This window comes from Pseudomonas sp. D3, assembly GCF_029320995.1.
Taxonomy (GTDB): Bacteria; Pseudomonadota; Gammaproteobacteria; order Pseudomonadales; family Pseudomonadaceae; genus Aquipseudomonas; species Aquipseudomonas paraveronii.
In genome coordinates this window covers 1,673,651-1,688,091 of record NZ_CP119772.1, presented here as the reverse complement: position 1 = coordinate 1,688,091, position 14,441 = coordinate 1,673,651, and the positions used below count along the sequence as shown (strand labels likewise).

The 14,441-nt window shown below is 61.7% G+C and carries 11 protein-coding genes; 9 read left to right on the top strand and 2 right to left on the bottom strand.

Annotation, left to right across the window (positions count from 1 at the left end; genetic code table 11):
- The first annotated feature begins 12 nt into the window (after positions 1-12).
- From P3S72_RS07610 to P3S72_RS07595, 4 genes are all read left to right on the top strand, one after another.
- Positions 13-2,715: a [protein-PII] uridylyltransferase gene (locus P3S72_RS07610; RefSeq protein WP_276196846.1), complete on the top strand. Its 2,703-nt coding sequence runs from the start codon at positions 13-15 to the stop codon at positions 2,713-2,715.
- Between the two features lie 39 nt (positions 2,716-2,754).
- On the top strand, positions 2,755-3,954 hold the full coding sequence (dapC, locus tag P3S72_RS07605; RefSeq protein WP_276196845.1) for a succinyldiaminopimelate transaminase: 1,200 nt from the start codon (positions 2,755-2,757) through the stop codon (positions 3,952-3,954).
- An 89-nt stretch (positions 3,955-4,043) separates the two neighbouring features.
- Positions 4,044-4,757: a M12 family metallopeptidase gene (locus P3S72_RS07600; RefSeq protein ID WP_276196844.1), complete on the top strand. Its 714-nt coding sequence runs from the start codon at positions 4,044-4,046 to the stop codon at positions 4,755-4,757.
- Between the two features lie 291 nt (positions 4,758-5,048).
- On the top strand, positions 5,049-5,660 hold the full coding sequence (locus tag P3S72_RS07595) for a M12 family metallopeptidase (RefSeq protein WP_276196843.1): 612 nt from the start codon (positions 5,049-5,051) through the stop codon (positions 5,658-5,660).
- Positions 5,661-5,711: 51 nt separating this feature from the next.
- Here the strand turns inward: P3S72_RS07595 and P3S72_RS07590 are convergent, their stop codons facing one another.
- Positions 5,712-7,355, bottom strand: coding sequence for a Na+/H+ antiporter (locus P3S72_RS07590; protein ID WP_276196842.1), 1,644 nt, complete (start codon positions 7,353-7,355; stop codon positions 5,712-5,714).
- Positions 7,356-7,567: 212 nt separating this feature from the next.
- Here P3S72_RS07590 and P3S72_RS07585 point away from each other — a divergent pair, with 212 nt between their 5' ends.
- The 4 genes from P3S72_RS07585 (at position 7,568) to P3S72_RS07570 (ending at position 10,670) form a co-directional block, all read left to right on the top strand.
- Positions 7,568-7,930, top strand: coding sequence for an ArsC family reductase (locus P3S72_RS07585; protein WP_276196841.1), 363 nt, complete (start codon positions 7,568-7,570; stop codon positions 7,928-7,930).
- A gap of 32 nt (positions 7,931-7,962) precedes the next feature.
- Positions 7,963-8,997: a 2,3,4,5-tetrahydropyridine-2,6-dicarboxylate N-succinyltransferase gene (dapD, locus tag P3S72_RS07580; RefSeq protein ID WP_247399528.1), complete on the top strand. Its 1,035-nt coding sequence runs from the start codon at positions 7,963-7,965 to the stop codon at positions 8,995-8,997.
- Between the two features lie 63 nt (positions 8,998-9,060).
- A complete protein-coding gene (locus P3S72_RS07575) occupies positions 9,061-10,266 on the top strand; it encodes a cysteine desulfurase (RefSeq protein ID WP_276196840.1) in 1,206 nt (401 codons plus the stop codon).
- Positions 10,263-10,670 carry a SufE family protein gene (locus tag P3S72_RS07570; protein ID WP_247399533.1) on the top strand — a complete coding sequence of 136 codons (408 nt, stop codon included), beginning with the start codon at positions 10,263-10,265 and terminating at the stop codon, positions 10,668-10,670. The genes P3S72_RS07575 and P3S72_RS07570 overlap by 4 nt, the downstream gene beginning before the upstream one ends.
- A gap of 122 nt (positions 10,671-10,792) precedes the next feature.
- On the opposite strand, the gene tcdA is transcribed toward P3S72_RS07570, so the two are convergent.
- Positions 10,793-11,608, bottom strand: coding sequence for a tRNA cyclic N6-threonylcarbamoyladenosine(37) synthase TcdA (gene tcdA, locus P3S72_RS07565; protein WP_247399537.1), 816 nt, complete (start codon positions 11,606-11,608; stop codon positions 10,793-10,795).
- 212 nt (positions 11,609-11,820) lie between these two features.
- Between tcdA and P3S72_RS07560 the strand changes: the two genes are divergently transcribed.
- Positions 11,821-14,412, top strand: a complete 2,592-nt coding sequence (locus P3S72_RS07560) for a glycosyltransferase (protein ID WP_276196839.1) — start codon at positions 11,821-11,823, stop codon at positions 14,410-14,412.
- Positions 14,413-14,441 lie beyond the last annotated feature (29 nt).

Below are 14,441 nucleotides of genomic sequence, written 5' to 3'. Positions count from 1 at the left end.
GAAAGCCGAACGATGCCCCAGGTGGACCCCGAACTCTTCGACCGTGGCCAGTTCCAGGCCGAACTGGCGCTGAAGGCCAGCCCTATCGCCGCCTTCAAGAAGGCTATCCGCCAGGCCCGCGAGGTGCTCGACGAGCGCTTTCGCAGTGGCCGGGACATCCGTCGGCTGATCGAGGACCGTGCCTGGTTCGTCGATAACATCCTGCAAAAGGCCTGGGAACAGTTCAGTTGGAGCGAAGACGCCGATATCGCCCTGGTGGCGGTCGGCGGCTACGGCCGGGGTGAGCTGCACCCCTACTCCGACATTGATCTGCTGATCCTGCTGGACAGCGCCGACCATGAGATCTTTCGCGATTCCATCGAGCGCTTTCTGACCCTGCTGTGGGACATCGGCCTGGAAGTCGGCCAGAGCGTGCGTTCGGTGGCCGAATGCGCCGAAGAAGCCCGCGCCGACCTCACCGTCATCACCAACCTGATGGAAAGCCGCACCATCGCCGGCCCCGAGCGTCTGCGTCAGCGCATGCTCGAAGTCACCAGCACCACGCAAATGTGGCCGAGCAAGCACTTCTTCCTGGCCAAGCGCGCCGAGCAGAAAGCCCGGCACCACAAGTACAACGACACCGAATACAACCTGGAACCCAACGTCAAAGGCTCCCCCGGTGGCCTGCGCGATATCCAGACAATTTTGTGGGTCGCCCGTCGCCAGTACGGCACCCTGAACCTGCGCGCCCTGGCCGGTGAAGGCTTTCTGGTGGAGAGCGAAAACACCCTGCTCGCCTCGTCCCAGGAATTCCTCTGGAAAGTGCGCTACGCCCTGCACATGCTCGCCGGGCGTTCCGAAGACCGCCTGCTGTTCGACCATCAGCGGTCCATCGCCACCCTGCTGGGTTTCGAAGGTGAAGACGCGAAGACCAGCATCGAAAGTTTCATGCAGCAGTACTACCGGGTGGTCATGAGCATTGCCCAGCTCAGCGACCTGATCATGCAGCACTTCGAAGAAGTGATCCTGGCCCCGGAAGACGAAGCGCCACCGCTGCCGATCAACGCGCGCTTCCAACTGCATGACGGCTATATCGAGGCGCGCAACGACAACGTGTTCCGCCGCACGCCGTTCGCCATGCTGGAAGTTTTCGTGCTGATGGCCCAACAGCCGGAAATCAAAGGCGTGCGCGCCGATACGATTCGCCTGCTGCGCGAAAACCGTCACCTGATCGACGATGACTTTCGCAACGACATCCGTAACACCAGCCTGTTTATCGAGCTGTTCAAGTGCAAGATCGGCATCCACCGCAACCTGCGGCGGATGAACCGCTACGGCATCCTCGGGCGTTACCTGCCGGAATTCGGCTTTATCGTCGGGCAGATGCAGCACGACCTGTTCCACATCTACACCGTGGACGCCCACACCCTGAACCTGATCAAGCACCTGCGTAAGCTGCAGTACTCCCAGGTTTCAGAGAAGTTCCCGCTGGCCAGTAAGCTAATGGCCAAGCTGCCCAAGCCCGAACTGATCTACCTGGCCGGCCTGTACCATGACATCGGCAAAGGCCGCCACGGCGACCATTCGGAAGTCGGTGCGGTCGACGCCGAGGCGTTCTGCCAGCGCCACCAGTTGCCGTTGTGGGACAGCCGCCTGATTGTCTGGCTGGTGCAGAACCACCTGGTGATGTCGACCACCGCCCAACGCAAGGACTTGTCCGACCCACAGGTGATCCACGACTTCGCCGGGATCGTCGGCGATGAGACCCGCCTCGACTACCTGTATGTGCTGACGGTTTCCGATATCAACGCCACCAACCCGACACTGTGGAACTCGTGGCGCGCGAGCCTGCTGCGCCAGTTGTACACCGAGACCAAGCGCGCCCTGCGCCGAGGCCTGGAAAACCCGGTGGACCGCGAAGAACAGATCCGCCGCACCCAAAGCGCGGCCCTGGATATCCTGGTGCGCGGCGGCAACGACCCAGACGACGTCGAGCAATTGTGGTCGCAACTGGGCGACGATTACTTCCTGCGCCACACCGCCGGCGATGTGGCCTGGCACAGCGACGCGATCTTGCAGCAACCGGCCGATGGCGGCCCGCTGGTGCTGATCAAAGAGACGACCCAACGCGAGTTCGAAGGCGGCACGCAGATTTTCATCTACGCCCCCGACCAGCATGACTTCTTCGCCGTGACCGTGGCGGCCATGGACCAGCTCAACCTGAACATCCACGACGCCCGGGTCATCACCTCCAGCAGCCAGTTCACCCTCGACACCTACATCGTGCTCGACACCGAAGGCGAGTCCATCGGCGATAACCCGGCGCGGGTGAAAAAGATCCGCGAAGGCCTGACCGAAGCGTTGCGCAACCCGGATGACTACCCGACCATCATCCAACGCCGCGTGCCGCGCCAGCTCAAGCATTTTGCGTTTGCGCCGCAGGTGACCATTTCCAATGACGCCCAGCGCCCGGTGACGGTGCTGGAACTCAGCGCACCGGATCGCCCGGGCCTGCTGGCGCGGATCGGCGGGATTTTCCTGGAGTTCGACCTGTCACTGCAGAACGCCAAGATTGCGACCCTCGGCGAGCGCGTGGAAGACGTGTTCTTCATTACCGATGCCGATAACCAACCGCTGTCCGACCCCGAGCTGTGCCGCCGCCTGCAGGATGCAATCGTCCAGCAACTGAGCGTGACCCAGGAACCCGGCGTCGAACTGACGCGCCTGACGATTTGATACTCGCCCAGTTTTTAACGCCTTGCATGAGATCCACCGATGAACAACGCCCTGAACCAGTTGCAGCCTTACCCGTTCGAAAAATTGCGCGCGCTGCTCGGCAGCGTCACGCCGAACCCGGACAAACGCCCAATCGCGCTGTCCATCGGCGAGCCCAAGCATAAATCACCGACATTCGTCGCCGAGGCGTTGAGCAATAACCTCGACCAGATGGCGGTGTACCCGACCACCCTGGGCATTCCTGCGCTGCGCGAAGCCATCGCGGCCTGGTGCAAACGCCGCTTCAATGTGCCCAAGGGCTGGCTGGACCCGGCGCGCAACATCCTGCCGGTCAACGGCACCCGCGAGGCGCTGTTCGCCTTCACCCAAGCCGTGGTCAATCGCGGTGACGATGCACTGGTGGTGAGCCCGAATCCGTTCTACCAGATCTACGAAGGTGCCGCGTTCCTGGCCGGGGCCAAGCCGCACTACCTACCGTGCCTAGACGCCAACGGTTTCAACCCGGACTTCGACGCTGTGACGCCGGACATCTGGAAACGCTGCCAGATCCTGTTCCTGTGCTCCCCAGGTAACCCGACCGGCGCCTTGATCCCGGTCGACACCTTGAAGAAACTCATCGCCCTGGCCGACGAATATGACTTCGTGATTGCCGCCGACGAGTGCTACAGCGAACTGTACTTCGACGAGCAAAGCCCACCGCCGGGTCTGTTGAGCGCCTGCGTCGAACTGGGCCGCCAGGACTTCAAGCGCTGCGTCGTGTTCCACAGCCTGTCCAAGCGCTCCAACCTGCCGGGCCTGCGTTCCGGTTTCGTGGCCGGCGACGCCGACATCCTAAAGGCCTTCCTGCTGTACCGCACCTACCACGGCTGCGCGATGCCGGTGCAAACCCAACTGGCCAGCGTTGCGGCCTGGCAGGACGAAGCCCACGTCCTGGCCAACCGTGACCTGTACCGCGAGAAATTCGACGCGGTGCTGGCGATCCTCAAGCCGGTACTGGACGTGCAAGCCCCCGACGGCGGTTTCTACCTGTGGCCGAATGTAGACGGTGACGATGCCGCCTTCTGCCGCGATCTGTTTGTGCAAGAACACGTGACCGTAGTGCCAGGTTCGTACCTGTCGCGGGATGTAGACGGTGTCAATCCAGGTGCCGGCCGCGTGCGCATGGCATTGGTTGCGCCGCTGGCGGAGTGCGTGGAAGCGGCTGAGCGGATTCGCGATTTCATTCAGCGCAGGAAGTAACCTCTTCAACTCCCGCACTGTGCAACGCAGTGCGGGAACCTTCCTCATTCGCTCACCACCTATAGGCAAACCTCCGACGAGTAGCGCCTATGAGCCTAATCAGCCAGTCCCTCGCCCTTGCCCCCGCTTATCAGCCGTCCCCGAATAATGACATCACCCCTCCCGAACCTGCCGGGCGAACAAAAAGAGGCATCGCCGACAGCGACAAGCGCTGGCCGGACGGCGTGATCACCGTTGCGCTCGACCTGAGGGACGAAAAAAGCAAAGCGCTGGTGGTGGACGCTATCCGCGAATGGGCCCACCACACGCCGGCACTGCGCTTCAATATCGTCGATGGCAAGACCGGCGATATTCGTATTTCTGACGATGAAGGGCTCAAGGGCAATTGGTCCGCCATTGGCACGCAGGCCAGGCACATCGATGAAGATCAACCCACGATGCACCTCGACCGCACTGACGACTCGAAGAAGTTCCGCAGTACGGCCCTGCACGAATTCGGCCACGCCCTCGGGTTATTGCACGAGCACCAGCACCCGCAGAACACCCTGGATTGGGACAGGCCCCAGGTGTATGACTACTACACCAGCGACGCTTTCAGCGAAGCCATGGTACGCGAGCACATCCTTGAGCCAGACAACCGACCCGGCTTGCAGATCACCCCATACGATCCGCAGTCCGTGATGCATTATGAAATTCCGGCTGAATTGAGGCGCAACGGGCAGGCCATCCCTAAAAACACCACCCTTTCTGCGGGCGACCAGCAAGCAATCAGAAGGCTGTACCCCCCGGTCAACCCGACGTAGCGCGCGCAGCGGATAAACATAGGCTCACGTATTCACTCAATACCACCGGGAACTTTCCTGCAATTGGGACGAATTAACCACTGTCTCGTCCCGACCTGCCGCAGGAAACGTTCAATGATAAATCCCTCGCCTGAATCCTCTTATCCGCCTAGCACGCTCCGGCCGCCTGTCGAAAGCGCCGGTAGCGCCACGCCAACGCACAGTCTTTCGAGAAGCCGGCGCAATGTCGGTGAACCCGGCAAATACTGGCCCCAAAACACGACCCTCACGATCGCCATGTATGAGTATGAAATGGACGATAAATACGTGCTGGCCGTCAAAAAAGCCGCCAGCCATTGGCTGCCCCACATCAATTTGAAGTTTGATTTTGTCTCGGGCGAGCGAGGCGATATCCGTATCGCACAGAACCCGCCGGGCGACGGCGGTGACGGTGGCGCTTCATCCATAGGCACCGATGCGCGAAACATACCGTTTTGGATGCCGACCATGAGCCTGCCCATGAATCACAACGACCCCCGCTTCGAATACATCGTCATACATGAATTCGGGCACATGCTGGGCGCCCATCACGCCCACCAGCATCCCGATGCCAACATCCCCTGGAACCGTGAAAATATCCACGCGGCCTACCGAGGCACCACCAACCCGTATGCGGTACAGGACAACATCCTGCCGCTGACGCGGAGCAGCGCTTATGACTTGCTGCCTTATGACCCTGAATCGGTCATGCACTATGCCGTCAGCCCGGACCTGACCGATGGAAAGCGGGAGCACATCGAGAACAGGTCACTGAGTGACGGAGACATTACCTGGGCCAAAAAAGCCTACCCTCAAGCAGCGCCCATGCCACCCGTGATCCATCATCCACGCTTTCGTGATGCCGACTTCGACTGCACCGTTTAAGGCGTTGCGCACTCAGCGTCGGGGGCATGGGGCGCAGCGACAGCCAATTGCCTACTTCGGCGATCCCAGGTTCGCTTCACTCATATCCAGCTCGCTCAACACTTCCCTCAACACGTCATCCCCAATCCGGTGATGACGGCTCAGGCTATACAACTCCAAGCGCTGCGCGCGCAGGGCCTTGAGCCGCAGTTTTCGCTCCAGTTGGTCCATCTGCAACGCGAGCGCCTGGGCTTCGGCGGAGTCGTTAAAGACATCCAACTGATGCCGATATTCCGACATCAGTCGCGCCTTCAGCTCGGTAGCCAGTGCGGCCTGAGCGGCGTCCGCGGGAGCGCTCTCGGTAGGATCTTCGACCTCAAGCGCATGGATCGCGGCCACGGCGGTCTTTTTCCAAGCCTCGCGCACTTCATTGTGATGTTTTTCATCGGGGCTTTTTTCAATGCCGCGCAGCAGCAGCGGCAACGCAATACACGCCGCAACGAGCGACAGCAGGATTACCCCGGCCGCGATAAAGATCAACAGATCGCGCTGCGGGAATGCCTCGCCCGGCGCCAGCAGCAAGGGTACCGACATCACACCGGCCAACGTCACCGCCCCGCGCACGCCGCCAACGGTCAACAGCCAGCAGGAGCGCGCCGTCGGCACCAGGGTAAGCTCGCTTTTCCCACGCAGGCGCCGGAGCACACCCGACAGACGCCAGATGCTTTGCACCCAGATGAACCGCAATACCAACAGCACCAGGAAGATCGCGATCACGTCCAGGCAGCGATACAGCAGGGTCGGCCACAGCGTGGTTTCATGACTCACCACCGCCTTGATAATGTCCGGCAGTTGCAGACCCAATAGCAGGAAAATCAAGCCATTGAAGGCAAACTCCAGCAGCGACCACACACTGCGATTGAGCAAGCGCGTGCTGGTCTGGCGGGGCAGCAGGTCCAGCCAGCTTTGCATCATGCCCGCCGCCACCGCCGAGAGAATGCCCGATGCGCCCAGGCGTTCGGCCAGAACATAGGCGGCAAACGGCAGCAGCAACATGAACACAACGTGGGTGGCCGGGTCGTCCCACCCTCGCGCAATCATCCAGACACGCAGGCGCCCCACCAGCCAGCTCAACGCAATCCCAACCGCCAGACCGCCCATGGCCACCAGTACAAAGGTCAGGCTGGCATCCGCCAGGGAAAACACCCCGGTCAAGGCTGCCACCAGGGCGAACTTGAACGTCACCAGGCCCGTGGCATCGTTCATCAAGGCCTCGCCCTGGAGCATATGCATCAAGGGCGTGGGTAAACGGTTCTGGGAAATGGCCGACACCGCCACGGCGTCCGTCGGCGACAACACCGCCGCCAGGGCAAAGGCCACCGGCAACGGAATCGAAGGCAATAGCCAATGAATGAAGTAGCCGGCGCCGACCACGGTAAACAGCACCAGCCCTACCGCCAGCGTCAGAATCGGCCCGCGCAGGCGCCACAATTCGCGCTTGGGCATGCGCCAGCCATCGGAGAACAGCAGCGGCGGCAGGAACAGAAACAGGAACAACTCCGGGTCCAACGCGACATGCAGCCCCAGCGTGGGCCAGGCCAGCAAGGCCCCGGCGGCAATCTGCACGAGGGGTAACGGCAGCGGGATGACTCGCCAGACCAGACGCGAAACGCTGACCAGCATCAGCAGGATAAGAACGGTGTAGGCGGTTTGCATAACGCGGGTTTCCCGGACAATCGACTTGCAACGACGCACATCAGGCAACAACTCACCCTTGAAGTGCCATATTAGCCGCCTATGCTGTGCGATGGCTTTCGCACAATAGTCGCACTGGGCAATCCACGCTAGAGACGAGCGGCACCCAAACCCGCTGGTCGTGGCATAATCCGAGACCTTTCATTTTCATTGGTCCAAAGGGGGGCAATTCCTTGACCGTATCAAGCAAAACGTTGCACCTTTTCGGCATCAAAGCCTGCGACACCATGAAAAAAGCGCGCACCTGGCTCGACGAGCACGGCGTGAGCTATGCGTTCCACGACTACAAAACGGCCGGTATCGACCGCGAACACTTGACCCAATGGTGCAACGAGCACGGTTGGCAGGTGGTTTTGAACCGTGCGGGCACCACCTTTCGCAAACTCGAAGACGAACGCAAAGCCGATCTCGATCAGTCGAAAGCCATTGAATTGATGCTCGCACAACCGTCGATGATCAAGCGCCCAGTGCTTGATCTCGGTGACAGAACCCTGATTGGCTTCAAGCCAGACACTTATTCGGCGGCCCTCAAGTAGGCCAGCCATTCCATTTTTGTAGAGGTAACAGCATGTCCAATTCCCTGTTCAGCCTGGGCTTCGGCGTCGGCACTCAGAACCGCCAAGGTGCTTGGCTGGAAGTGTTTTACGCACAACCCTTGCTCCACCCGTCGGCAGAAATCGTCGCAGCCATCGCGCCGATCCTCGGTTACAGCGAAGGCAACCAGGCGATCACGTTCACCGTCGCCCAAGCCCTGCAACTGGCGGACGCACTCAAAGGCGTCGACGCGACCCAAGCGGCCCTGCTGAACCGCCTGGCTGAAAGCCATACCCCGCTGGTCGCCACCCTGCTGGCCGAAGACGCCGCACTGACCTCCACGCCTGAGGCCTACCTCAAGCTGCACCTGCTGTCCCATCGCCTGGTCAAGCCCCACGGCCTGAGCCTGGCCGGTGTATTCCCGCAGTTGCCGAACGTGGCCTGGACCAGCCAGGGCGCGATCGACATCAATGAGCTGGCCGAACGCCAACTGGAAGCGCGCCTGCGTGGCGAGCTGCTGGAAGTGTTCTCGGTGGACAAGTTCCCGAAAATGACCGATTACGTCGTACCAAGCGGCGTGCGTATCGCTGACGCGGCGCGTATCCGCCTGGGCGCCTACGTGGGCGAAGGCACCACCGTGATGCACGAAGGTTTCGTCAACTTCAACGGCGGCACCGAAGGCCCGGGCATGATCGAAGGCCGTGTCTCGGCAGGCGTATTTGTCGGCAAAGGCTCGGACCTCGGCGGCGGCTGCTCCACCATGGGCACCTTGTCGGGTGGCGGCAACATCGTGATCAAGGTCGGCGAAGGCTGCCTGATCGGCGCCAACGCCGGTATCGGTATCCCGCTGGGCGACCGCAACACCGTGGAATCGGGCCTGTACGTCACCGCCGGGACCAAGGTTGCGCTGCTCGACGAGCGCAACCAACTGGTTAAAGTGGTCAAGGCGCGTGAGCTGGCCGGCCAGCCGGACCTGCTGTTCCGCCGTAACTCCGAGACCGGTGCCGTGGAGTGCAAAACCCACAAATCGGCCATCGAACTGAACGAAGCGCTGCACGCTCACAACTAAGCAGCGACTCGATGCCACTAGCGAGCCCCGCACCGGGGCTCGCTTATACGAGTCTTGAACACCATGCTTGTGCCCTCCCCCTGGCGCGTCGACTTTCCGGCCATCGCCACCCTGCAACGGCAAGACCAGACCTATCTGGACAGCGCCGCCACCGCGCAAAAACCCCAAGCCCTGCTGGACGCGATCAGCCATTACTACACCAATGGCGCCGCCAACGTTCACCGTGCCCAACATTTGCCGGGCGCCCATGCGACCCAGGCCTTCGAGAACAGTCGCAGCAAGGTCGCGCAGTGGTTGAATGCAGGAGACAGCGGGCACATCGTCTTCACTCATGGCGCGACGTCGGCGCTGAACCTCTTGGCCTATGGCCTCGAGCACTTATTCAATGCGGGCGATGAAATTGTCATCAGCGCCCTGGAACACCACGCCAACCTGCTGCCCTGGCAGCAACTGGCCAAACGTCGCGCGCTGGAACTGGTGATCCTGCCCGTTGGCGACGACGGCATGATCGACCTTGAGGCTGCCGCCGCGCGGATCGGCCCGCGCACACGCCTGCTGGCGGTGAGCCAACTGTCCAACGTGCTGGGCACCTGGCAACCGCTGGAACACCTGCTGGCAATGGCCAAGGCCGAGGGCGCGCTGAGCGTGGTCGATGGCGCCCAGGGCATCGTCCATGGCCGCCACGACGTGCAAGCCCTGGGCTGCGACTTCTACGTATTTTCCAGCCACAAACTCTACGGCCCGGACGGCGTCGGCGTGCTGTATGGCCGCACCCAAGCCCTGCATCAGTTGCGCCACTGGCAGTTCGGCGGCGAAATGGTGCAACAGGCCGATTACCACAACGCCAGCTTCCGCCCTGCGCCGCTGGGGTTCGAGGCCGGCACCCCACCGATTGCCAGCGTGATCGGCCTGGGTGCCAGCCTGGATTACCTGAATTCACTGGGTCAACCGGCGGTCATCGCCCACGAAGCTGCGCTGCACGACTACCTGTTGCGCGGGCTGAAAGCGCGCAATGGCGTGCGCGTGCTCGGCGCGCCGCAGGTGGCGTTGGTCAGTTTCGTGGTGGAAGGCGTGCATAACGCCGATCTTGCTCACTTGCTGACCGAGCAGGGCATTGCCGTGCGCGCCGGCCATCATTGCGCAATGCCGCTGCTCAAGGCGATGCACTTGTCGGGGGCGATTCGCGTATCCCTGGCGCTGTACAACGATTCCGATGATCTGGAGCGCTTCTTTGAAGCGCTGGACCAGGCGCTGGATATGCTGCGATGAGCCTGCCGGTCGAGGCAGTCAGCGCGCTTGAGTCGTTTCAGGCGGTGGGCAGTTGGGAGCAACGCGCGCGCCTGCTGATGCAATGGGGCGAGCGGCTGCCGGCATTGGCGGATGCAGACAAAGTCGACACCCACCTAGTGCAGGGCTGCGAGAGCCTGGTGTGGTTGGTGGGGCGTTTATCCGACGGCCATTGGCAGTTCGCCGCCAGCAGCGATGCGCGCATGATTCGCGGGCTGGTGGCGTTGCTGCTGGCGCGGGTCAACGGGCTCTCGGCTGCCGAGTTGCAGGCGGTCGACTTGCCGGATTGGTTCAATCAACTGGGGCTGTCGCGCCAGTTGTCGCCGTCGCGCAGCAATGGCCTGAATGCCGTGCTGCAGCGCATGCGCGAACTAAGCCGTACATAAAACCAAATGTGGGAGGGAGCTTGCCCCCGATAGCGGTGGTTCAGTCAATGTATTCAGTGACTGGCACTCTGCCATCGGGAGCAAGCCCCCTCCCACATTTGAATGGAGCAAGGCCTTGAGATTTAAGAAGGTTTGACTCGCTCGGAAGGCCGGCGCACCCCGGCCACAATCTTGTCCACCGCCTTGGTCGCCGCCACCATGCCGAAGGTGGCCGTCACCATCATCACCGCGCCAAACCCGCCGGCGCAGTCCAGCTTTACCCCGTCGCCAACAAAACTCTTCTGCAAACAGATGCTGCCGTCCGGCTTCGGGTAGCGCAGTTGCTCGGTGGAGAACACACACGGCACGCTGTAATGACGGGTCACCGTGCGCGAGAAACCATAGTCACGGCGCAGGGTGGAGCGCACTTTCGAGGCGAGCGGGTCGTTGAAGGTGCGGTTCAAGTCGCAGACCTGGATCAACGTCGGGTCGATCTGCCCGCCAGCACCGCCAGTGGTGATGATCTGGATCTTGCGGCGCTTGCACCAGGCGATCAGTGCCGCCTTGGCGTTGACGGCGTCGATGCAGTCGATCACGCAGTCGATGTTGGGGGTGATGTACTCGGCCATGGTGTCGCGGGTGACGAAGTCCGCCACCGCATGCACCGTGCAATCCGGGTTGATGCCGCGCAGGCGCTCAGCCATCACGTCGACCTTGGGTTTGCCCACGGTGCTGTCCAGGGCATGCAACTGGCGGTTGCTGTTGCTGACGCAAACATCATCCAAATCAAACAGCGAGATCTCGCCCACCCCACAACGGGCGATGGCTTCCGCCGCCCATGAGCCTACGCCGCCGACGCCAACGATCGCCACATGGGCCGCTTTCAAGCGCTCCAGGCCTTCAATGCCATACAACCGGGCGACGCCTGCAAACCGCGGATCTTCTGTACTCATGACCATTACCCCAAAAACCGGCGCGCATTATAGGGCTTTGCCACGACAAGTTCGAAACTTCGCGATACAAGTAAAGAACTTAGCTGGTCATTCGCGGACTAACGTCCGGCTTTTCTCAGTCTGCTGTACGCTCAGGGAAGGGCCGGTGTAGGATGCGCGCCGTTCGGTGTAGGCCGACACCTCTTTTCGTTCCACACCTTTTGGAACCCGAAATCACCATGTCATCGCGTAAATTTGGACTCAACCTGGTGGTGGTGCTGGCAATTGCCGCACTGTTCACCGGCTTCTGGGCGCTGATCAACCGCCCGGTCACCACCCCCAACTGGCCTGAACAGATCTCCGGTTTTTCCTACTCGCCGTTTCAGCAAGGCCAGTACCCACAGAAAGACCAGTACCCGACCGACGACCAGATGCGTCAGGATCTTGCGATCATGAGCAAGCTGACGGACAACATCCGTACCTACTCGGTCGACGGCACCCTGGGGGATATCCCCAAGCTGGCGGAAGAGTTCGGCCTGCGCGTCACCCTGGGGATCTGGATCAGCCCGGACCTGGAGCGCAACGAACGCGAGATCCAGCGCGCCATCGAGATCGCCAACAGCTCGCGCAGTGTCGTGCGCGTGGTGGTCGGCAACGAAGCGCTGTTCCGTGAAGAAATCACCCCTGAAGCACTGATCGTGCTGCTGGATCGCGTGCGCGCCGCCGTCAAGGTGCCGGTGACCACCTCCGAGCAGTGGCACATCTGGGAGCACAACCCGCAGTTGGCCAAGCACGTCGACCTGATCGCCGCGCACATCCTGCCGTACTGGGAACACATTCCGGTGGCCCAGGCCGGCCAATTCGTACTCGACCGTGCACGGGATCTGAAGAAGGCCTTCCCGAAAAAGCCGCTGCTGCTGTCGGAAGTCGGCTGGCCGAGCAACGGCCGCATGCGTGGCGGTGCTGATGCGTCCCCCGCCGACCAGGCAATTTACCTGCGCACGCTGGTCAACAAGCTCAACCGCCAGGGCTTCAACTACTTCGTGATCGAGGCCTTCGACCAGCCGTGGAAAGCCAGCGACGAAGGCTCGGTCGGCGCTTACTGGGGCGTGTACAACGCCGCACGCCAGCAAAAATTCAACTTCGAAGGGCCAGTGGTCGCGATCCCGCAATGGCGCGTGCTGGCCATCGGCTCGGTGGTGCTTGCACTGCTGTCGTTGACCCTGCTGATGATCGACGGCTCGGCCCTGCGTCAACGCGGCCGGACCTTCCTGACTTTTACCGCGTTCCTGTGCGGCTCGGTGCTGGTGTGGATCGGCTACGACTACAGCCAGCAATACAGCACCTGGTTCAGCCTGACGGTGGGTTTCCTCCTGGCACTCGGCGCCCTGGGCGTGTTTATCGTGCTGCTGGCCGAAGCCCATGAACTGGCGGAAGCGGTCTGGACCCACAAGCGTCGGCGTCAATTCCTGCCGGTCGTGGGGGACTCGGACTACCGTCCGAAAGTGTCGATCCATGTGCCGTGCTACAACGAGCCGCCAGAGATGGTCAAACAGACCCTCGATGCCCTGGCCGCCCTCGACTATCCGGACTACGAAGTCCTGATCATCGACAACAACACCAAGGACCCGGCGGTGTGGGAACCGGTGCGCGACTACTGCGCAACCCTGGGCCCACGCTTCAAGTTCTTCCACGTTTCGCCCCTGGCCGGGTTCAAGGGCGGCGCGCTGAACTACCTGATCCCGCACACCGCCAAGGATGCCGAAGTGATCGCGGTGATCGACTCGGACTACTGCGTGTCGCCGAACTGGCTCAAGCACATGGTGCCGCACTTCGCCGACCCGAAAATCGCCGTGGTGCAGTCGCCACAGGATTACCGCGACCAGAACGAAAGCACCTTCAAGAAGCTCTGCTACGCCGAATACAAAGGCTTCTTCCATATCGGCATGGTCACCCGCAACGACCGCGACGCGATCATCCAGCACGGCACCATGACCATGACCCGTCGCTCGGTGCTCGAAGAGCTGGGCTGGGCCGACTGGTGCATCTGCGAAGACGCCGAACTTGGCCTGCGTGTGTTCGAGAAAGGCCTGTCGGCCGCGTATTACCCCGACAGCTACGGCAAAGGCCTGATGCCCGACACCTTCATCGACTTCAAGAAACAGCGTTTCCGCTGGGCCTATGGCGCGATCCAGATCATCAAGCGTCACACCGCCAGCCTGTTGCGCGGCAAGGACACCGAGCTGACCCGTGGCCAGCGCTACCACTTCCTCGCGGGCTGGTTGCCGTGGGTGGCAGATGGCATGAACATCTTCTTCACCGTCGGCGCGCTGTTGTGGTCGGCGGCGATGATCATCGTGCCGACCCGGGTCGACCCGCCGCTGCTGATTTTCGCGATCCCGCCGTTGGCGTTGTTCGTGTTCAAGGTGGGCAAGATCATCTTCCTGTACCGCCGCGCCGTGGGGGTAAACCTCAAGGACGCGTTCTGTGCGGCCCTGGCCGGGTTGGCGTTGTCGCACACCATCGCCAAAGCGGTGCTGTATGGCTTCTTCACCACCAGCATTCCGTTCTTTCGTACACCGAAAAACGCGGATAACCACGGCTTCTGGGTAGCGATTTCCGAAGCCCGCGAAGAGATGTTCATCATGCTGCTGTTGTGGGGCGCTGCGCTGGGCATCTACCTGGTGCAGGGCCTGCCGAGCGCCGACATGCGCTTCTGGGTGGTGATGCTGCTGGTGCAATCACTGCCGTATGTGGCGGCGTTGATCATGGCGTTCCTGTCGTCGCTGCCCAAACCGGCGCCGAAGGCAGAGCCGGCCACCGCGCTGTAAAAACTTGCGCAATGCACTAAACGGCGGCC

Coding starts and splice junctions, on each gene's coding strand:
- P3S72_RS07600 (WP_276196844.1), top strand. CDS start 4,044: ATGAGCCTAATCAGCCAGTCCCTCGCCCTTGCCCCCGCTTATCAGCCG.
- P3S72_RS07575 (WP_276196840.1), top strand. CDS start 9,061: ATGCTTGTGCCCTCCCCCTGGCGCGTCGACTTTCCGGCCATCGCCACC.
- P3S72_RS07610 (WP_276196846.1), top strand. CDS start 13: ATGCCCCAGGTGGACCCCGAACTCTTCGACCGTGGCCAGTTCCAGGCC.
- P3S72_RS07595 (WP_276196843.1), top strand. CDS start 5,049: ATGGACGATAAATACGTGCTGGCCGTCAAAAAAGCCGCCAGCCATTGG.
- P3S72_RS07560 (WP_276196839.1), top strand. CDS start 11,821: ATGTCATCGCGTAAATTTGGACTCAACCTGGTGGTGGTGCTGGCAATT.
- dapC (WP_276196845.1), top strand. CDS start 2,755: ATGAACAACGCCCTGAACCAGTTGCAGCCTTACCCGTTCGAAAAATTG.
- dapD (WP_247399528.1), top strand. CDS start 7,963: ATGTCCAATTCCCTGTTCAGCCTGGGCTTCGGCGTCGGCACTCAGAAC.
- P3S72_RS07590 (WP_276196842.1), bottom strand. CDS start 7,355: ATGCAAACCGCCTACACCGTTCTTATCCTGCTGATGCTGGTCAGCGTT.
- tcdA (WP_247399537.1), bottom strand. CDS start 11,608: ATGGTCATGAGTACAGAAGATCCGCGGTTTGCAGGCGTCGCCCGGTTG.
- P3S72_RS07570 (WP_247399533.1), top strand. CDS start 10,263: ATGAGCCTGCCGGTCGAGGCAGTCAGCGCGCTTGAGTCGTTTCAGGCG.